We start from the raw sequence: 18610 nt of genomic DNA, 5'->3' as shown, positions 1-18610 counted from the left end.
CCCGCGTCCCTGCTCACCCCCGCGCGGGGCGGCGCCGGCGCCACGGCCGCCGACGGGAGCGCCACGGCTGCCGACGGGAGCGTCGGGCCCGCGGACGGGCACAGCGCTGCCGAAGAGGAGGGGCATGACCGCGCCGCCGCGGATGGGCCCGAACCCCCGGGTGAGCACGAGCCCCCGGGCGAGCTCACCCTGCCCGCCGGCGCGCTCACCGTCATCGACGCCGCGGACCCGGAGCTGGCGCGCCGGTGCGCGGCGGCCCTGGCCGTGGCGGGCGGCGAGCTCATCGCCGCCCCGCACGCGGCCCACCTCTTCGAGGGCACGATCGGCTCGAACATCACGCTGGCCCCGGCGCCGAGCGAGGGGCAGGGCGCGCAGGGCGCCCATGGAACCCAGGGCGCCCAGGGAGCTCAGGGCGGCCCGAGCGGACAGCCGAGCGGCGGCGCCGGCGGGCAGGTGGCGACTCCGGTGCCCGCCGAGATCACCGCCGAGGTCGCCGCCGAGGTGCTGAGCGCCTCCGCAGTGGCCGACATCCTCACCCTCGTGCCCGCCGGGCTCGAGCACACCATCGCGGAGGGCGGAGGCAACCTCTCCGGCGGCCAGCGCCAGCGCATCGCCCTGGCCCGCGCCCTGCACGCGGACCCGCCGGTGCTCGTCCTCGACGACCCCACCTCGGCGGTGGACTCGGTGACGGAGTGGCAGATCGCCGCCGCCGTTGCGCGGCTGCGCGAGGGCCGCACAACGATCGTGCTGAGCGCCTCGCCTGCCTTCCGCGCCGCCGCCGGGCACGTGGTCGAGCTGCCCGCCCGGCTCCAGCCGGCCCTCGGCACCGGGGAGGCGACCCATGGCTGAACCGGATCCGGCCGCTGGTGCCCCGGTTCCCCCCGGCGCCATCCCCGCGGCCAGCGGGCGGGCCAGTGCCGCAGCGGTCTGGCGGCTGCTGCGCGGGCGGCGCGCACTGCTCGCGGGTGTCACCATGACCGGGCTGCTGGCCGCCGCCGCGGCCCTCGTGGGCCCCGCCGTCGTGGGACGCCTCGTCGACGTCCTCACCGCCCACCCCGCGCTGGAGCCCGTGGTGGTGGGGGCGGCGCTCATCGCGGTGGCCGCGGTCGTCGCGGGCACGGGCACCTGGCTGAGCGAGCGCTGGCTGGGGCGGCTTGCCGAGCCCGCGGTGGGGGAGCTGCGCATCCAGGTCTTCGACGCCGCGGTGAGCGCGGATGCGGCCCGGATCGAGGCGAGCGGGCGCGGTGACCTGGTCTCGCGCGTCACCGCGGACTCCGACCGGGTCTCCGAGTCCGCCTCCGAGGTCCTGCCCATGTTCCTGCAGGCGGGGCTGACCGTCGTCGTCGCGGCGCTGGGCCTGGCCGCCGTGGACTGGCGCCTGGCGCTCGTGGGCCTCATCGCCCTGCCGCTCTACGCCCTGACCGTGCGCTGGTACCTGCCGCGCTCGGCGCCCATGTACCGCCGGGAGAGGCAGGCGTTCGGGGTGCGCACGCAGCGGATGCTCGGCGCGCTGACCGGCGTGGAGACGCTGCGCGCCTACGACGCGGCCGCCGGTGAGCTGCGGCGCATCGACGCGGCGTCGGCACGTGCCCGCGACCTGTCGATCGGCGTCTTCCGGCTCCTCACGCTGGCCGCGGCCCGCAACAACCGCGCGGAGGCCATCACCCTGGCCGCGATCCTGGCGGCCGGGTTCGCGCTGGTCTCGGGCGGCTGGGCGAGCGCGGGCGCCGTGGCGACCGCGGCGCTCATCTTCCACCGCCTGTTCGACCCCATCAGCGTCGTCGTCGACCTCTTCGACGAGGTGCAGTCCGCCGGGGCGTCGCTGACGCGCATGGTGGGAGTCATCGAGCTCGCCGACGCCACCGCGCCCGCGGCCGCGCAGTGTTCCAGTGGTTCCGCGAATGCCGATCCCGGCGTCCCCGGTGCCTCGGGTTCTGCCGGTGCCGAGCCCTCCGGCCTCGCGGCCGGTGGCTCTTCCACCCGTGCGGGCGGCGATTCCGCTGGCGCAGCCGACGGCGAGCCCCCCGCTGCTCCGGGCGCGGGGTGCGGTGCGGGGTCGCCTGCAGCCCTCGTCCTGTCGGGGATCTGCGTCGACTATGGCGGCGCGCGCCCGGCCGTCGACGGGGTCTCGCTGCGGGTGTCCGCCGGCGAGGTCGTCGCGATCGTCGGGCCCAGCGGAGCCGGCAAGACGACGGTGGCCCAGGCGGCGATCGGCGCGCTCGAACCCGCCTCCGGCACGGCCCTGCTGGAATTCGCCCCCACACCGGCCGGCCCCTCCCGCACGCCGCGCGAACCGGTGCGCGTGCCCGTGCGCCGCCTGCCCGCCGCGCGGCTGCGTCGCCACATCGCCATGGTCAGCCAGGAGGTGCACACGTTCGAGGGCACCGTGCTGGAGAACGTGGCGGTGGGCGCACCGGAGGCCCCGCGCGCTCGCCTCGAGGCCGCCCTGGCCACCGTAGGCGCCGCGAGCTGGGTGGCGCGCCTGCCGCAGGGGGCGGAGACCCGGGTGGGCGGCACCGGGCACCCGCTGACCCCCATGCAGGAGCAGATGCTCGCGCTCGCTCGCCTCGAGGCCGCGGACCCCGACTTCGCCGTGCTCGACGAGGCCACGGCCGAGGCGGGGTCGGCCGGCGCCCGCGCCCTCGACGCAGCGGCCGCCGCCGTGCTGCGCGAGCGCGGCGGCATCGTCATCGCCCACCGGCTCTCCCAGGCCGCCGCCGCGGATCGGATCGTCGTCATGGACGGCGGACGGATCGCGGAGGAGGGCACCCACGAGCGCCTCGCCGCCGCCGGCGGGCTCTACGCGCGGCTGTGGGAGGCGTGGTCCCGCCCCTGAGCGCGGTGCAGGCGAGTCACAGGCTCATCCGGCATCATGGAAGCGACGCCCCGACCAAAGGACTCCTCACACATGCTCGATGTGCTCGCCACCGCGGCCGCCGACGTCTCACCTGCCCTCGACGTGCAGGCCTCCGGGCTGCTCGACCCGACCCCCATCCTCGAGGGCGCCGGCCCCTGGATGCTCGCGGTCGTCGCGCTCATCGTCTTCATCGAATCGGGCGTGCTGTTCCCGTTCCTGCCCGGCGATTCGCTGCTGTTCGTGGGCGGGATGCTCGCCCCGGCCATGGGCGTGAACCTGTTCCTCTTCATCGTCGTGGTCTGGGCCGCCGCCATCCTGGGCGATCAGGTGGGCTACTTCCTGGGCAGGCGCTTCGGCCGCAGGTTCTTCAAGGACGACGCGAAGATCCTCAACACCACCCGCCTCCACGCCGCCGAGCAGTTCTTCGCCAAGCACGGCGGCCCCTCCCTGGTGCTGGCGCGCTTCGTGCCGTTCGTGCGCACGTTCACGCCGCTGGCCGCGGGCATCGCCGCCTACCCCTATCGCCGCTTCATCGGCTGGAACGTCTCCGGCGCGCTCCTGTGGGGCACGCTGCTCTCCGTCGCCGGCTACTTCCTGGGCTCGATCGACATCATCCGCGAGCACGTGGACCTGTGGGCGATCGTGCTCGTGGGGCTCTCCGTCATCCCCATGGTGATCGCGTGGCTCAAGAGCCGCGGCACGAAGCGCCGCGAGGTCGTCGAGCCCACCGCGCCCGAGGCGGGGGAGACCCCCGCCGACACGCCCCGCTGAGGCTTCGGGCAATCGCCTCCCGCTGAGCCCCGGCTCGACCGGCCGGCCCGGTCCCGCTCGCTCGCCGTCCCGCTGAGCCGCGGTGTCCACCCGGCCCGTCAGCCAGGCTGCTGCTCGCCGGCGACAGGCCGGGCCCCGCCGAGGTTCGGGCCGCGCCGCGCACCCCGCGCCCGGGCTCTTGCCGCTGTGCGCTCGGCGGCTCACACCTCGGCGAAGAAGCCGATCGGGTCCTCGATGCAGCGGGCCACGAACGTGATGAACTCGCTGGGCTCCAGGCCGTCGCACACGCGGTGGTCGAAGACGAGCGAGAGGTGGGTGACCTGGCGGACCGCGAGTTCGCCGTCGACCGCCCACGGCCGGTCCATGATGCGCCCCATGCCGAGCATCGCGACCTCCGGGTGGTTGATGATCGGCGCGGAGCCGTCCACCCCCAGCGGGCCGTAGTTGTTGAGCGTGAACGTGCCCCCGGCCAGCTGCCCGGGCGCGAACCTGCCGGTGGCCGCCGCCTGCACGACCTCGCCGATCCCATCGCGCAGCGCCCGCATCGTCATGGTTCCGGCGTCACGGATGGCCGGGACCATGAGGCCGCGGGGCGTGTTCGCGGCGATGCCCAGGTCGATGTCGCGGTGCACGAGGATCTCCTGCGCATCCTGGTCGAATGTCGCGTTGAGGATGGGGTACTTCCGCAGTCCCGCGATCGTGAACCGCGCGAGCAGTGTGAGCAGGGAGAACTTCTCTCCGCTGCGCGCCTCGAGGCGCTTGCGGAAGGCCAGCAGCTCGGTTGCGTCGACGTCGAGCCAGATGGTGGCCTCGGGGATCTCCCGGCGCGACTGCCCGAGCTTCGCCGCCACCGCCTTGCGCAGCCCGGTGAGCGGGATGCGCTCGACCGCGGCCTGGGGGTCGGTCTGCGGGCCGGGCTGAGTGTGCGCGGCGGCGTGCGCACCGCCTCCCACCGCCGAGGCGCCCGTCGGGTCGCCGCTGGCAGGTGCGGCACCCGCACCGGGCTGCGCCCGGTGCGCGTCCGGCGGGGCCGCGCGCCCCGCGACTGGCGACGCGGGGGTGCTCCGCCCTGTGAGGGGCGCGCTCGCCTGGGCGCTCTGCCCCGCACTATGGGCGGCCGTGGTGCCGGGCGCGTGGGCGCTCCCCGTGGTGGCGCCGACCGTGGCGCGGTGCGCGATCTCGGCGATGACGTCGGCCCGCGTGACGAGACCGTGGGGGCCGGTGCCCCGCAGGTCCTTGGCCGCGAACCCGGCCTCGTGGGCGAGCATCCGCACAAGCGGCGAGACCACCGGCGAGCGGCCCCCGGGCTGGTCTGCGGTTGAGGGTGGGGCGGCCGGGCCCGGGGCTCCGCCGTCGGCCGCGTGCGGCGCACCCGCCCGGGATGCGCGCGAGCCGAAGCTGCGCCGGCGCCCGGTGGTCGGCGCGGCCTTCTCCTTCGTGCCGTAGCCGATGAGCACGGCGCCCGAACCCTCGTCCGCCGCGACCCCGCCCGCCGATCCTTCGTCCGCCGCACCGTCTGCCGCCGCACCGTCGCGCAGGGCCGCACCGTCGCGCAGGGCCGTGCCGGGAACGGACTCGGGTGCCTGCGCACCGGCATCCACGCCGGCGGCCGGCGGAGCGTCGAGCGCGGCGCCCGCTGAGCTCGTGCTCGCCAAGTCTGTGCTCGCCGAGCCGGTGCCGGTGTCCGTGCCCGAGGAGTCCGTGCCCATAGTGCCTGTGCCGGTGGAGTCCGCCGAGTCGGCCCCCGATGCCCCGGGCACCTTCCCGTCGTCTCCGCGGGTCGCACCCACCGGCCCGGCGGCAGCGGGCGGTGAGGCGACGGCGTCGCCGGCCCGCGCCTCGGGAACCGGCCGGTCCCCACCGCCCGGGGCACCTGCCGCGCCCACGGTGAGGATCGCGTTGCCCGCGTAGACGGTGTCGCCCACCTGGGCGTACAGGGCGGTGACGGTGCCCGCGAACGGGCAGGGTAGGTCGACGACGCTCTTCGCGGACTCGAGCTCGACGACCGGCTGGTCGATGGCGACCTCGTCGCCCACGGCGACGAGCCAGCCCACCACCTCGGCCTCGGTGAGGCCTTCGCCCAGGTCCGGGACGATGAAGTCCTGGCCCGCGGTCACGGTCTCCGCGCTCACAGCTCCCACTCCCAGGTCTCCAGGGCATCGAGGATGCGGGTGGGCGTGGGCAGGTGGAACTCCTCGAGCTTGGGGGAGGGGAACGGGATGTCGAAGCCCGTGATGCGCAGGACGGGCGCGGCCAGGTGGAAGAAGCTCCGCTCGGTCACGCGCGCGGCCACCTCCGCCCCGTAGCCGCCGAACTGCGCAGCCTCGTGCAGGACGGCCGCCCGCCCCGTCTTGCGCACGGAGGCCGTGACCGTCGCATCGTCGAAGGGGGAGAGCGAGCGCAGGTCGATGACCTCGACGCTCAGCCCGTCCTGCGCCCCGGCCTCCGCGGTCTCCAGCGCGGTGCGCACCGTGGGCCCGTAGGCCAGGAGCGTGACGTCCGTGCCCTCGCGCACCACGCGCGCGCAGTACATGGACTCGGTGCGCACGGGCAGCTCGATCGCATCCTTCGACCAGTAGCGCGACTTGGGCTCCATGAAGATGACGGGGTCCTGGGCGTCGATGGCCTCGCGCAGCATCGAATACGCGTCCGCCGAATTGGACGGGGTGACGACGGTGAGGCCGGGGGTGGCGCACCAGTAGGCCTCGGAGGAGTCCGAGTGGTGCTCGACGCCTCCGATGTCACCGGCCACCGGGATCCGGATGACCAGCGGCAGCTCCACGCGGCCCTTCGTGCGGTTGCGCATCTTCGCCACGTGGCTGACCACCTGCTCGAAGGCGGGGTAGGAGAACGCGTCGAACTGCATCTCCACGACCGGGCGCATGCCGGCCATGGCCATGCCGACCGCGGTGCCGATGATCCCGGCCTCCGCGAGCGGCGAGTCCCAGACCCGCTCGGGGCCGAACTCGTCGCGCAGCCCGTCGGTGACGCGGAAGACCCCGCCCAGCCGGCCCACGTCCTCACCGAAGATGACGACCGAGTCATCGGCGGCGAGCGCATCGCGCAGCGCGGTGTTGAGTGCCTTCGTCATGGTCACGGGCTTGGGCCGCGCCCCGGGGGCGGTGGCCCGCTGGGCCTGTGAGTGGCCCTGCGGCTGGCCCTGTGAGTCGCCCTGTGGCCGGCCGGCGGAGGCGTCCTGCGCCTCAGCCGGTGCTGCCGGACGGCGCTCAGAGGCGCCCGCCTGCGCACCCGCCGCCGAGGCGCGGGTCGCCGGCGCGCTCATGCGCCGGCCCGCTGGGGCTCGGGAGCGGGCTGCGGCTGAGTTGTGGGCTGTGAGAGGGCAGCGGGACCCGCGGCGGCGAGCTCGGCTTCGAGGAGGGCCCGCTGCTCGCGCAGCTGGGGGCGCTCGTGGGCGTAGACGTGGGCGAAGATCTCCGTGGGATCGACCTGCGCCTCGGTGTTCATGAGCTCGCGGACGTGGGCGGCGAGGTCCTCGGCGTCGGCGGCGATGGCCGCGACGGACTCGTCGTCGAGGTCACCGGCGGAGCGCAGATAGGCCTCGAGGCGGGTCAGCGGATCGCGGGTGCGCCAGATGTCGACCTCCTCGGCGGACCGGTAGCGACTGGGGTCATCGGAGTTCGTGTGCGCCTCGAGGCGGTAGGTCAGGCCCTCCACCAGGGTGGGGCCCTCCCCGCGGCGTGCGCGTTCGAATGCGGCGCTGACCACGGCGAAGACGGCCGCGATGTCGTTGCCGTCCACGCGCACGCCCGGCATGCCGTAGCCCACGGCCTTGTCCGCGAGCATCGTGGCGTTCGACTGCTCGCGCAGCGGCACGGAGATCGCGTACTGGTTGTTCTGGATGAAGAAGACGGTGGGCGTCTGCCACACGGCGGCGAAGTTGAACGCCTCGTGGGCATCGCCCTCGCTCGTCGCCCCGTCGCCGATGAACGTGAGCGTGGCCTGCTGCGTGCCGCGCAGCTTCGCGGCCATCGCGAAGCCCACCGCGTGGAGCGTCTGGGTGGCCAGCGGGGTTGCCTGGGGTGAGGTGCGCAGCCCCTGGGAGTCGTAGCCGCAGTGCCAGTCACCGCGGAAGGAGCCCAGGATGTCACCGGGCTCCGCGCCGCGGGTGAGGATCGCCGCGGAATCGCGGTACGTGGGGAACATCCAGTCGTCCTCCGCGAGCGCGGACGCCGCTCCCACCTCGCAGGCCTCTTGCCCGAACGCGGACGGGTACGTGGCCAGCCTGCCCTGCCGGGTGAGGGCCGTGACCTGGGACTCGAAGCGGCGGGCGCGCACCATGCGGCGGTAGAACCGGATGAGCGTCTGCGCGTCCGGCAGGGTGTAGCCCGCGTGGAGGCCGGGCTCCACGGGCCGCCCGGCCGGGTCGATGAACGAGACCGGATCGGTGTGCGGCAGGGCTCGCGCCGTGCGGGGGAGTTCGATCGTCATGCGCTCCATCGTGATGTGATCTGCTTCACGGTGCGAGCGCTGCGCGGCGATGGGGGACGAGTGGCGTCCTGTCCTGGGGATTCGGGACAGGCGCGCGGGCAGGGCAGCCCAGGCGAGCAGTTTGTCCGGGACGGCGGCGCTTCCAACCGGGGGTGCGTGTGCCCGTGTGCCCGCCTGCGGTGGTCAGCTCCGCATGCCCTGGCCCTCGGCCTCGTCCAGGATGAGCAGGGAGCGCGAGGCGACGACGCCCGGCACCTCGTGGACCTGGGCGAGGATGACCTGCGAGAGCTCCGTGTTCGACTCCGCGTGCACCGTGACGAGGGCGTCGATGTCGCCGCTGACGGCCTGGACGCGCTCGACGCAGGGAATGAGGGCCAGCTCGTCGCGCACCTCGGGCCACGGGCGGTCGCCGATCTTCACGACGATGATCGCGGAGACGCCCTGGCCCAGCGCGGCGCGGTCGACGTCGATCGTGAAGCGGCGGATGATGCCGTAGGCCATGAGGGCGGCCAGGCGCGAATGGGCGGCGGAGCGGGAGATGTGGACGTGCTCGGCGAGCTGGCGCACCGACAGGCGGGAGTCCTCCGCGAGTTCGGCCACGATGCGCCGGTCGATGTCGTCGAGGCGGTACTTCATGCTTCTCCTTTGGAGCATGGGCGGTGCGGCGCCGGCGGAGGCGAATCCACCGGCGGCGGTCGCGGCGTCCGAAGCGGCCGCGGCCTGCCCGGGCTGAGCCGGGCTGCGCTGTAGGCAGGATAGCCGACCGCTTGGTCAGGCGGCGGTGAGCGGTGGCCGCGGCGGCTAGCGGCGGTGACGGCGGTGGTGCCCCGGCGCAGTCGTCGGTGCTCTTGCGGGTGGGCGCGGTCGTGCGGTCCCTGGGCGCTCGCGGAAGCGGGCGCGGCCGTGCGGTCCCTGGGCATCGGTCCGCTGGGGGACTTGTCGCCGGCCACGGGGTGCGAGGCGGGGCGGAGGGGCAGGGGCTCCCGGCGAGCCAATTACCGACCGAACGGTTGGTATATCGTGTGGCTGTGTGCCCGCCGCGTTGCCCGAGCTGCGGTGGGCGCACCCAGCCCGTGCGCGCCGCACGCGCAACGCGCGCAGCGCCCGGCCGCCCCGCGCACGGCCGCCGCCGCTGCCCGCGCGGGTCGTTGGGACCGAACCCGACTCGATGAGGAGCCGCCATGACCGCCGATTCCGCCCCCACCGCACCGCCCATCGAGCTGCCGGACGTCCTGCCCTCGTTTGTTCGCGGGCGCTGGCACGAGCCCGGCCAGGCGGCCCGCGCCTCGGCGGCGCAGGTGCGCGATGCCAGCACCGGTGCCCTCGTCACGGGGGTGACGAGCGAGGGCTTCGACCCCGCCGCAACCGTCGCCTACGCCCGCGGGGTGGGCCTGCCGGGGCTCGCCGCGCTCACCTTCCACCAGCGCGGGATGATCCTCAAGCGCCTGGGACAACACCTCATGGAGCGGGCGCCGGAGTACCACCGGATCTCGCAGACGACCGGCACGACGGAGGCCGACGCCCGGAGCGACGTGGAGGGCGGCATCGGCACCCTCTTCGCCTACTCCTCCGTGGCCCGGCGCCAGATGCCCAACGACGTGCTCATGCTCGACGGGGCGGTGGAGCGGCTGGCGAAGGACTCCACGTTCGCCGGCGCGCACGTGTGGACGAGCGCCGCCGGCGTGGGGGTGCAGATCAACGCGTTCAACTTCCCCGTGTGGGGCATGCTCGAGAAGCTCGCCCCGATGTTCGTCGCAGGCCGCCCGGCCATCGTCAAGCCCGCCACGCGACGGCGCAGGTCGCATGGGCCGTGGTGCGCGACATCGTGGGCTCCGGCCTGCTGCCGGACGGGGCGCTGCAGCTGGTGTGCGGGCGCCTGGACGGGCTGTTCGACGCACTGGGCGAGCAGGACGCTATTGCGTTCACCGGATCGGCCGCCACCGCGCGCACCCTGGCCGCGAGCCCCTGCGTCGTGGAGCGCGGGACCCGGTTCACAGCGGAGGCCGACTCGCTGAACTTCTCACTGCTGGGCCCCGATGCGCGCCCCGGCACCCCGGAGTTCGACCTCTTCATCGACTCGCTCGTGACGGAGATGACCGCCAAGGCCGGCCAGAAGTGCACGGCCATCCGCCGTGCGCTGGTGCCCGCCGGCGCCGTCGCCGAGGTGCGCGCGGCGGCCGCTGCGCGCCTCGCCGCCGCTGTGGTGGGCGATCCCCGCGACCCGAACACCACGATGGGCCCGCTGGTCTCCGCGGCGCAGCGCGAGGACGTGCTGGATGCCGTGGACGCGCTCGTCGCGGCCGGAGCGCAGGCCGCCGTGGGCGGCCGGGAGGCCTCGGACGAGCTGGCGCGGCGGCTGCGGGCGGAGCGCTGCGAACGAGACGGGCTGAGCGAACGGGATGCGCGCGGCGAGCAGGATGCGCGCGGTGAGCGGGCCGGGAGCGGCGCCTCGGCGGGTGATGCGGCACAGGCCGCGGGCGCGGCGGACGGTGTGGCCGAGGGCGGGGCGTTCGTGGCGCCCACGCTGCTCGTCGCCGAGGACCCGTGGGCCGACGCCATCCACGATGTGGAGGCGTTCGGGCCGGTGGCCGTGCTCATCGGCTACCAGGACCTCGACGAGGCCGTGCGGCTGGCCCGCCGCGGGCGCGGTTCGCTCGTGGGCTCCGTGGTCAGCCACGACGTGGACACGGTGCGGGCCGTCGTCATGGGCACCGCCCCGTGGCACGGGCGGCTGCTCGTGCTCGACCGCGACGATGCGAAGCGCCAGACCGGCCACGGGTCTCCGCTGCCCCAGCTCATCCACGGCGGCCCCGGCCGCGCTGGAGGTGGCGAGGAACTGGGCGGCCTGCGCGGCGTCACGCACTTCATGCAGCGCACCGCGCTGCAGGCCTCACCGCAGATGCTGGGCGCGCTCACCCACACGTGGGTGGAGGGCGCGCCGCGGCACACGGACGGCGAGCACCCGTTCGCGCTGAGCCTGAGCGAGCTGCGCCTGGGCGACGCGATCGTGGCGGGACCGCGGACCGTGACGCTCGAGGACATCGACCACTTCGCGCAGTTCACCGGCGACACGTTCTACGCGCACACGGACGAGGAGGCCGCGCGGGCCAATCCGTTCTTCCCGGGGCGGGTGGCCCACGGCTACCTGGTGGTCTCGTTTGCCGCCGGCCTCTTCGTGTGGCCGGACCCCGGCCCCGTCCTGGCGAACTACGGGCTGGAGAACCTGTCCTTCATCACCCCCGTGAGCCCCGGCGATGCGCTGACCGTGACGCTCACGGCCAAGCAGATCACGCCGCGCGAGGGCTCCGACTACGGCGAGGTGCGCTGGGATGCGCAGGTCGTCAACCAGGACGGTGCGCCCGTGGCCGCCTACGACGTGCTCACGCTCGTGGCGAAGGAGCGGGCTGCCGTGGGCGGTGGCGCGGCGGGGTGAGGAGCGCGGGCCCGGCTCAGCGCGGGTCCACCGCGACGCGCGGGTGCGTGCCGGCGTTGGCGGCGCCGACGGCCTCGACGATCTCGGCCAGCGGCCACGGGGTGGAGACGAGCCGCGCCAGCCCGTCGCGCACGGCGCTGCGCTGGAGGAAGCCGATGGCGTCTTCCAGGTCGTCGGCGCGGTAATTGTGGCAGCCCACGATGCTCGTGAGGTTCTTGACCACTGAGCTGGGATCCACCTGCACGGCCGGGCCCGGTGAGACCGAGCCGACGAGCGCGATCCGCCCGCCGATGGCCACGAGGCCGAGTGCCGCCTGCACCGCCCGGTGGCTGCCGGAGAGCTCGAAGACGACGTCCGCGCCGCGCTCCCTGCCGACGGCGTCGCCCAGCGCCTTGGGAGTGGCCGTGGCGGTTGCGCCGAATTCCCGGGCCAGCCGCAGGCGCCGCGGATCGACGTCGCTGGCGATGACCGTGGAGCACCCGCGATCGCGGGCGTAGGCGATGGCGGTGAGGCCCAGCATCCCGCAGCCCATGACGACGACGGTGTCGCGGGCGTCCAGGGCGACGCGCCGGGCTGCGCCGGCAACAGTGGCGGTGGCGCAGTTGGCCGGCGCGGCGAGCGCCGCTTCCATGTCCGGCGGCACGCGCACCAGGCCGGTGCCCGGCAGCAGGTGGATGTGCGAGGCGAATCCGCCGCTCAGGCTCCAGTGGTCGTCCATGGCCTCGTGACCGTACTTGCGGACGGATTCGCACTTCTGGGACAGGCCCGCCGCGCAGCGGTCGCATTCGCCGCAGGCCGTGCCGATCGTCCAGGTGACGCGGTCGCTCAGCGCGAGCGGTGTGCCGTCCGTGCAGCGGGGCTCGCCCTCGAGGGCGATCACCTCGCCGATCGCCTCGTGCCCGAGGATCGTGGGCACCGGCGTCTGCCGGTCGCCGTTGAGCGTGTGCAGATCGCTGCCGCAGATCGTGGCGAGCTCCGTGCGCACCAGCACCTCGCCCGGGGCAAGCCGGGGCAGAGCGAGCCGCTCGATGGTCAGCGCATCCCCCGACCACACGGCCGCCGTGGCCGTTGCATCCGGCGTGCGGGTGTGTGCGCTCTGCGCTGTGCGCTCCTGCTCCATGAGACGCCCCTTTCTGCGTGGGGCCATGCTCGCACGGGCGGGTGAAGGGAAGGTGGCCGGCGAGAGGTGCGGGCGCGCTGAGCCGGGGATGCACCCGCGCTCAGCGCGCGGCTTCAACGGGGAGCAGTACTCGCGCTCGGGGCCCCGGCCCCTAGGCCCTGCTGCCCCCTCGGCCTCGCGTCAGCGGACCGAGAGGCCGTCGAAGGCCATTGTGGTGAGCGCGTGGGCGATCTCGCCCGCCGCGATCGCCGAATCCGCGCGGTACCACTCCGTGAGCGAGTTGACCGTGCCGAACAGCAGGCGCGCGGCGACGTGCGCGTCGAGGTCCGAGCGCACCGATCCCTCCGCCTGCGCCTGGCGCACGAGGGCCGTGAGGCGGCGGTCGATCTGGCGGCGCTGCTCGAGAGCCTCGCGCTCCACCTCCGAGTTGCCGTGCACGCGCAGCAGCAGCGTGACGGACGCCTGGTGGGCGATGAGCACCTCGACGGCGGAGCGGACGGCGCCGCGCAGGCGCTCGCCCGCGCTCACGCCCCTGCGCTGCTCCTGCCTGGTCAGCGCAGCATCGAGCTCGCCCAGCCCCACCGACAGCGCCGAGCGCAGCAGCTCCTCCTTGGATCCCACGTGATGGTAGATCGCCGACTTCGTGATCCCCAGCTCGCGGGCCAGGACGTCCATGGATGTGCCGTTGTAGCCGCGGCGCATGAAGACCTCGATGGCGCGGGCCACGAGCGTGTCGCGGTCGTAGCCGGGCCGGCCGCGCCCCGGCTTCGGGGTGCTCGCCCGCTCGCCGCGCGGTTCGGCCGGCTGCGAGCCCACCGCGGACAGCCGGCGTGCCGCCGGAGCCGAGTGCTCGGCGCCGGCGCTCGCGGGGGTTCCGGGGTGCGCCATGCCCCTCATCCTAATGACGACGCCGCCCGGGCTCACCAGGGCCTCCGTCGCGCGCGGGTGGAGCGGGAACGGCCCGCGCCCGCCTGTCTCGGACCCTGCCCCGGGCCCGCACCTCGTACGGGGCCTGCATCGTGTGGCCGAGGCGCGGATGCGCCCTCGCGCACCGGGCCCGCACCCGGATCCCCGGGGGCGAGTTCGCCAGCCGTCATCGCCGCCTCCCCGGTCCGCGCCCGCCGCACCACGTCAGCGCACGCCCTCGCGGCGGTCGATGATCCGCTTGAGCTTGCCCACCGAGCGCACCAGCGTGTCCGGCTCCACGATCGCGACGGCGGAGGTGACGCCCACGCGCTCCTTGATGGCGGCGGAGACCAAGGCCGCGAGGTCGCCCAGCCCGGTTGAGCCGGCCCCCGGACGCGACTCGACCTCGACCGTCAGCTCGTCCATCCGGCCGGGCCGGGTGAGCACGAGCTGGAAGTGCGGGCTGAGCTCCGGGAATTCGAAGAGCACCTCCTCGATCTGGGCGGGGTAGACGTTGACGCCGCGGATGATCATGAGGTCATCCGAGCGCCCGGTGATCCGCGACATCCGCCGCATGGCCGGCCGAGCGGTGCCCGGGAGCAGGCGCGCCAGGTCGTGGGTGCGGTAGCGGATGACCGGTGTGGCCTCCTTCGTCAGCGACGTGAAGACGAGTTCGCCCTCCTCGCCGTCGGGCACCGGGTCGCCGGTGAACGGGTCGATGATCTCGGGCCAGAAGTGGTCCTCCCACACCGTGGGCCCGTCCTTCGTCTCCGCGGACTCCATGGCGACCCCCGGCCCCATCACCTCGGAGAGCCCGTAGATGTCGACCGCATCCACGCCCAGCGCGCCCTCGATCTCCCGGCGCATCCCGTCCGTCCACGGCTCCGCGCCGCATACCGCGATGCGCAGCGAGGTCCCCGCGGGGTCGATGTCCTGGCGGGCGAACTCGTCGATGATCGTGAGCAGGTACGTGGGGGTTGCGGTGATGATGTCCGGCCGGAAGTCGTTGATGAGCTGTGCCTGGCGCGGTGTCTGGCCGCCGCTGATGGGCACGACGCAGTAGCCGGAGCGCTCGGCGCCGGTGTGCACGCCCTGCCCGCCGGTGAAGAGCCCGTAGCCGTAGGCGTTGTGGATCATGTCGCCCGGCTGCCCACCGGCCATGCGCAGGCTGCGGCCGATGAGCCCGGCCCACGCCTCGATGTCGCCTGCGGTGTAGCCCACGACGGTGGGCTTGCCGGTGGTCCCGGACGAGGCGTGGATGCGGGCCAGCCGTTCGCGCGGCACGGCGAACATCCCGAACGGGTACTGGTCGCGCAGGTCCGACTTGCGGGTGAAGGGGAAGCGCGAGAGGTCCGCGAGCTCGCGCAGCTCGCTGGGATGGGTCCCGGCCGCGTCGAAGCTCTTCCGGTAGAACGGGATGGCCTCGTAGGCGCGCTGGAGGGTCGCGCGCATCCGCTCGAGCTGCAGCGCGCGCAGTTCGTCGAGGCCCATCGCCTCGGCCGGATCGAGTCCTGCGCCCGCTCCCGCGTCCCCGCGCCCCGGGTGGGCGCGTCCGGTGGGGTTCGCGGGCTGGGCCGCCGAGGTGGTTGTCGCCATGCGCGTGACTCCTTCGTCTGCTGTGGGCTTGGCCGGTTCGCGGTGCGCCCGGGCTCAGCCCGCGGCGGGCGGAGCCGGGCGGGCGGGCAGCGTGCGCGAGCGGCCGCGGTAGACGGCGATGACCTCGTCGCCGCGGCGCACCGTGATGTCGTAGACCCCCGAGCGCCCGGTCGTGGCCACGGCTCGGCCCTCCGCGGTGAGCGCATCGCCCACGTGCGAGGGCCTGAGGAACGTGATGTCCCCGCCGGAGGCCACCGTCACCGAGCCCTCGGTGTTGCAGGCCATGGCGAACGTCGTGTCCGCGAAGAGGAAGAGGTAGCCGCCGTGGGTGATGCCGTGGCCGTTGGCCATGTCCGGGCCCACGGTCATGGAGCAGCGTGCCCAGTCCTCACCGAAGTCCTCGACGACGATGCCCAGGGCCTGCGAGGCGCGGTCGCCGGCGTACATTTCGACGACGCCGGTGCCATCGGAGCCGGGCGAGGGCGCCAAGCCCGGGGTCAGGGGCGTCGTGCCCATGTGCTCCTCCTTGAGCCGCCGTGGCGGGGTGGCCGGCGGGGCGGTGCTGCCCTCGCCGTCGCCGCTTGGGTCTCCGCGCGGCATTTCCCGACCATACGGTCACTAAATCAACACCGCACGCCTGCCGCCTGTCAAGCCGCGGCCGGATTGCCGCAGCGCGGGCGGCGGGCGCGAGCACCGCACCGACCCTCACCCCGGGGACGGCTCGGCGGGCGGGTGCGCCGAGCGCACGCCCTGCGGGCCCGCGCCTCGGGGGCGGGCAATCTGAGCGGCGGGCGCGGAATGCGCCTTGCCGGCCCGCGCCTCGGCGGCTATATTTAAAGACCAAACGGTCAGTAATTCCCGGCGATGGAGCCGGACAGCCTTCGTGGAGGAGCAATGGAGCACGCGAAGACCGCGCCCGCCGACGGCGCACACCTCGTGGACCAGGCGGAACTCGATGACCTGCAGGAGCGCTTCGACGCGACCATCGCGGCCGAGCAGCGCATCGAGCCGCGCGACTGGATGCCGGAGGCGTACCGCAGGACCCTCATCCGCCAGATCGGCCAGCACGCGCACTCGGAGATCATCGGCATGCAGCCGGAGGGCAACTGGATCACCCGCGCGCCCAGCCTCAAGCGCAAGTCCATCCTCATGGCCAAGGTGCAGGACGAGGCGGGCCACGGGCTCTACCTCTACAGCGCCGCGGAGACGCTGGGCATCGACCGCACGACCATGACCGAGCAGCTCATCGACGGCACCGCCAAGTACTCGTCGATCTTCAACTACCCCACCCCCACCTGGGCGGACATGGGTGCGATTGGCTGGCTGGTCGACGGCGCCGCGATCTGCAACCAGGTCCCGCTGTGCCGCGCCTCCTACGGGCCCTACGGCCGCGCCATGGTGCGCATCTGCAAGGAGGAGTCCTTCCACCAGCGGCAGGGCTTCGAGATCCTCTACGAGCTCAGCCACGGCACGCCCGCCCAGCACCGCATGGCCCAGGAGGCCGTGGACCGCTGGTGGTGGCCGGCGCTCATGATGTTCGGCCCGCCGGACGCGGACTCGCCCAACACCGCCCAGTCCATGGAGTGGAAGATCAAGCGCTTCACCAACGATGAGCTGCGCCAGCGCTTCATCGACATGTCCGTGCCCCAGGCCGAGGTGCTGGGCCTCGCCCTGCCCGATCCGGACCTGCGCTGGAACGAGGCGACGGGGCACTACGACTCCGGCGAGATCGACTGGACGGAGTTCACGGAGGTCCTCAAGGGCCGCGGGCCCTGCAACGCCCTGCGCGTGTCGAACCGCCGGCGCGCCCACGAGGGCGGCGCCTGGGTGCGCGAGGCGGCCGCCGCCTACGCGCAGAAGCAGGCTGCGCGCGCCGCTGCCCAGGCCGGAGGGGGCGCGGCTGCGAACGAGGAGCGGGCCGCAGCGCAGGGCTCGGGGCAGGGTTCAGCACACGATCGGCGGATGGCGGAGGCGAGCTGATGGCCGACGAGCGGGGCACTCGGGATGCCACGGCGAGCGGGGAGGATCGGCGCTCGCCCGCCGAGCAGGGTGCGGGTGTGGCCGAGCTGCCCGCGCGCAGCTGGCCGCTGTGGGAGGTCTTCGTGCGCTCGGCGCGCGGGCTGAGCCACGTGCACGCGGGCTCGCTGCACGCCGCGGATGCCCAGATGGCGCTGGAGAACGCGCGCGATCTCTACACGCGGCGCTCCGAGGGCGTCTCGCTGTGGGTGGTGCCCAGTGCCCAGATCACCGCCTCGGATCCAGATCGCAGGGGCGCCTACTTCGAGACGGCGGGCGACAAGGTCTACCGCCACCCCACGTTCTACGCCCGCGCGGAGGGGGTGCCGCACCTGTGAACGGGGCAGACGCGCACGCGCCGGAGCCGCAGGCGCCCGCCGCCGCGGCACCGGCTGGCCAGGTGGCAGAGCAGACCGCGGGCCAGGCCGAGGGGCAGCGCGCGGGCCAGCCTGCGGGCCCGGCTGCCGGCCAGGCCGCCGAGCAGGCCCCGGATCAGGTGGCGGGCCACGCCGCCGAGCAGACCGCAGCCCAGCCGGCCGCGTACGGCATGCCGGCCGTCGCCGACGAGCTCGAGGCCTATGCCCTCGACCCGCAGGCCGGTACGCCGCTCACCGCCGCGATCACCGCCGTCCCCGCTGAGGCGACCGCACGCTACGCCCTCGAGCTGGGCGACGACGCGCTCATCATGGCCCAGCGCCTGGGCGAGCTCGTGGCCAAGGGCCCGGAGCTGGAGGAGGACATCGCGCTGACGAACATCGGGCTCGACCAGCTGGGCGCGGCCCGCCTGCTGCTCCAGTACGCCGGCCGCGGGCTGGGCCGCAGCGAGGACGAGCTCGCGTACTTCCGCGACGAGTCGGAGTTCCGCTGCTGCGCCCTCGTCGAGCAGCCCAACGGCGACTTCGCGCAGACGATCGCCAAGGTCTTCCTCGTCGCCCACTTCCAGCAGCTGCTCTACGGCGCCCTGCTGGGCTCCGCGGACGAGTTCCTCGCCGCCGTCGCCGCCAAATCGCTCAAGGAGGTCGACTACCACGTGGAGCACGCGGACCTGTGGGTGCTGCGGCTGGGCGATGGCACGGTCGAATCGCACCGCCGCATGCAGCAGGGGCTCGCGGAGGTGTGGCCGGCCGTGGCCGAGCTCTTCGACGACACCGGCAACGCCGAGCTCATCACCGCGGGCATCGCCCCCGAGCGCGCAGGGCTGCGCGAGGCCTTCGAGGCCCGGGTCGCCGAGGTCATCGAGCAGGCGACGCTGAGCGTTCCGACCGCTGCTCCGCTCATGGTGGGCGCGCGCCAGGGCCGCCACACCCCGCACCTGGGCTTCCTCCTGGCCGAGATGCAGGTGCTCGCGCGCCAGCACCCCGGGGCGACCTGGTGAGCGCCGCCGTGTGCCAGGACCGCGTGGGCCAGCGCACTGTCCCCGGAGGGGTGGGCGAGGGTCCGCCCGCACCCGCGGGGACTCGGG

Annotated in this window: 15 protein-coding genes and 1 pseudogene; 8 read left to right on the top strand and 8 right to left on the bottom strand. The window is 74.3% G+C overall.

Annotation, left to right across the window (positions count from 1 at the left end; translation table 11 throughout):
* From GSY69_RS07085 to GSY69_RS07075, 3 genes are all read left to right on the top strand, one after another.
* On the top strand, positions 1-849 hold an 849-nt coding region (locus tag GSY69_RS07085), incomplete at its 5' end, for an ATP-binding cassette domain-containing protein (RefSeq protein ID WP_160953168.1).
* Positions 842-2836: an ABC transporter ATP-binding protein gene (locus GSY69_RS07080; RefSeq protein WP_160953167.1), complete on the top strand. Its 1995-nt coding sequence runs from the start codon at positions 842-844 to the stop codon at positions 2834-2836. The genes GSY69_RS07085 and GSY69_RS07080, both read left to right, overlap by 8 nt.
* Before the next feature lie 36 nt (positions 2837-2872).
* The gene (locus tag GSY69_RS07075; protein ID WP_235936365.1) at positions 2873-3628 is read left to right on the top strand and encodes a DedA family protein; all 756 of its coding nucleotides are present in this window, start codon (positions 2873-2875) and stop codon (positions 3626-3628) included.
* Between the two features lie 200 nt (positions 3629-3828).
* Here the strand turns inward: GSY69_RS07075 and GSY69_RS07070 are convergent, their stop codons facing one another.
* From GSY69_RS07070 to GSY69_RS07055, 4 genes are all read right to left on the bottom strand, one after another.
* Positions 3829-5760, bottom strand: coding sequence for a dihydrolipoamide acetyltransferase family protein (locus GSY69_RS07070; RefSeq protein ID WP_160953166.1), 1932 nt, complete (start codon positions 5758-5760; stop codon positions 3829-3831).
* Positions 5757-6719, bottom strand: a complete 963-nt coding sequence (locus GSY69_RS07065) for an alpha-ketoacid dehydrogenase subunit beta (protein WP_235936370.1) — start codon at positions 6717-6719, stop codon at positions 5757-5759. The genes GSY69_RS07070 and GSY69_RS07065 overlap by 4 nt, the downstream gene beginning before the upstream one ends.
* Before the next feature lie 188 nt (positions 6720-6907).
* On the bottom strand, positions 6908-8077 hold the full coding sequence (pdhA, locus tag GSY69_RS07060; RefSeq protein WP_160953164.1) for a pyruvate dehydrogenase (acetyl-transferring) E1 component subunit alpha: 1170 nt from the start codon (positions 8075-8077) through the stop codon (positions 6908-6910).
* A gap of 183 nt (positions 8078-8260) precedes the next feature.
* Entirely contained in the window at positions 8261-8713 is a 453-nt protein-coding gene (locus GSY69_RS07055; RefSeq protein WP_160953163.1) for an Lrp/AsnC family transcriptional regulator, read from the bottom strand.
* A 545-nt stretch (positions 8714-9258) separates the two neighbouring features.
* On the opposite strand from GSY69_RS07055, the pseudogene GSY69_RS14940 reads away from it, so the two are divergent.
* Together GSY69_RS14940 and GSY69_RS07050 are read left to right on the top strand one after the other, a co-directional pair.
* Positions 9259-9807 (top strand): annotated as a pseudogene (locus GSY69_RS14940) (aldehyde dehydrogenase family protein); the annotation flags it as partial.
* Positions 9808-9890: 83 nt separating this feature from the next.
* A complete protein-coding gene (locus GSY69_RS07050; protein WP_328698791.1) occupies positions 9891-11510 on the top strand; it encodes an aldehyde dehydrogenase family protein in 1620 nt (539 codons plus the stop codon).
* A gap of 16 nt (positions 11511-11526) precedes the next feature.
* On the opposite strand, the gene GSY69_RS07045 is transcribed toward GSY69_RS07050, so the two are convergent.
* The 4 genes from GSY69_RS07045 to paaI form a co-directional block, all read right to left on the bottom strand.
* Positions 11527-12630, bottom strand: a complete 1104-nt coding sequence (locus GSY69_RS07045) for a zinc-binding dehydrogenase (protein ID WP_202410907.1) — start codon at positions 12628-12630, stop codon at positions 11527-11529.
* Positions 12631-12810: 180 nt separating this feature from the next.
* On the bottom strand, positions 12811-13518 hold the full coding sequence (locus GSY69_RS07040) for a TetR/AcrR family transcriptional regulator (protein ID WP_160953160.1): 708 nt from the start codon (positions 13516-13518) through the stop codon (positions 12811-12813).
* A 243-nt stretch (positions 13519-13761) separates the two neighbouring features.
* On the bottom strand, positions 13762-15132 hold the full coding sequence (gene paaK, locus GSY69_RS07035) for a phenylacetate--CoA ligase PaaK (protein WP_160953159.1): 1371 nt from the start codon (positions 15130-15132) through the stop codon (positions 13762-13764).
* Positions 15133-15186: 54 nt separating this feature from the next.
* A complete protein-coding gene (gene paaI / locus GSY69_RS07030; protein WP_160953158.1) occupies positions 15187-15648 on the bottom strand; it encodes a hydroxyphenylacetyl-CoA thioesterase PaaI in 462 nt (153 codons plus the stop codon).
* Positions 15649-16026: 378 nt separating this feature from the next.
* Between paaI and paaA the strand changes: the two genes are divergently transcribed.
* The 3 genes from paaA (at position 16027) to paaC (ending at position 18523) form a co-directional block, all read left to right on the top strand.
* Positions 16027-17112 (top strand): 1,2-phenylacetyl-CoA epoxidase subunit PaaA, encoded by a 1086-nt coding sequence (paaA, locus tag GSY69_RS07025; protein ID WP_202410906.1) that lies wholly within the window; start codon positions 16027-16029, stop codon positions 17110-17112.
* A complete protein-coding gene (gene paaB / locus GSY69_RS07020) occupies positions 17112-17486 on the top strand; it encodes a 1,2-phenylacetyl-CoA epoxidase subunit PaaB (protein ID WP_160953156.1) in 375 nt (124 codons plus the stop codon). Before paaA ends, paaB begins: the two co-directional genes overlap by 1 nt.
* A 62-nt stretch (positions 17487-17548) precedes the next feature.
* Positions 17549-18523 (top strand): 1,2-phenylacetyl-CoA epoxidase subunit PaaC, encoded by a 975-nt coding sequence (gene paaC, locus GSY69_RS07015; protein WP_202410905.1) that lies wholly within the window; start codon positions 17549-17551, stop codon positions 18521-18523.
* The last annotated feature ends 87 nt before the right edge of the window (positions 18524-18610 follow it).

This window comes from Brevibacterium rongguiense (assembly GCF_009857845.1).
Classification (GTDB): Bacteria; Actinomycetota; Actinomycetes; order Actinomycetales; family Brevibacteriaceae; genus Brevibacterium; species Brevibacterium rongguiense.
Note: the sequence above shows the minus strand (reverse complement) of the source record. Positions and strands in the feature narration are given on the sequence as shown.

What these genes read in the sequence shown, in the direction of transcription:
- GSY69_RS07080 (WP_160953167.1), top strand. Translation starts at nt 842, where the DNA reads ATGGCTGAACCGGATCCGGCCGCTGGTGCCCCGGTTCCCCCCGGCGCC.
- GSY69_RS07075 (WP_235936365.1), top strand. Translation starts at nt 2,873, where the DNA reads ATGGAAGCGACGCCCCGACCAAAGGACTCCTCACACATGCTCGATGTG.
- GSY69_RS07065 (WP_235936370.1), bottom strand. Translation starts at nt 6,719, where the DNA reads ATGACGAAGGCACTCAACACCGCGCTGCGCGATGCGCTCGCCGCCGAT.
- pdhA (WP_160953164.1), bottom strand. Translation starts at nt 8,077, where the DNA reads ATGACGATCGAACTCCCCCGCACGGCGCGAGCCCTGCCGCACACCGAT.
- GSY69_RS07055 (WP_160953163.1), bottom strand. Translation starts at nt 8,713, where the DNA reads ATGAAGTACCGCCTCGACGACATCGACCGGCGCATCGTGGCCGAACTC.
- GSY69_RS07045 (WP_202410907.1), bottom strand. Translation starts at nt 12,630, where the DNA reads ATGGAGCAGGAGCGCACAGCGCAGAGCGCACACACCCGCACGCCGGAT.
- GSY69_RS07040 (WP_160953160.1), bottom strand. Translation starts at nt 13,518, where the DNA reads ATGGCGCACCCCGGAACCCCCGCGAGCGCCGGCGCCGAGCACTCGGCT.
- paaK (WP_160953159.1), bottom strand. Translation starts at nt 15,132, where the DNA reads ATGGCGACAACCACCTCGGCGGCCCAGCCCGCGAACCCCACCGGACGC.
- paaI (WP_160953158.1), bottom strand. Translation starts at nt 15,648, where the DNA reads ATGGGCACGACGCCCCTGACCCCGGGCTTGGCGCCCTCGCCCGGCTCC.
- paaA (WP_202410906.1), top strand. Translation starts at nt 16,027, where the DNA reads ATGGAGCACGCGAAGACCGCGCCCGCCGACGGCGCACACCTCGTGGAC.
- paaB (WP_160953156.1), top strand. Translation starts at nt 17,112, where the DNA reads ATGGCCGACGAGCGGGGCACTCGGGATGCCACGGCGAGCGGGGAGGAT.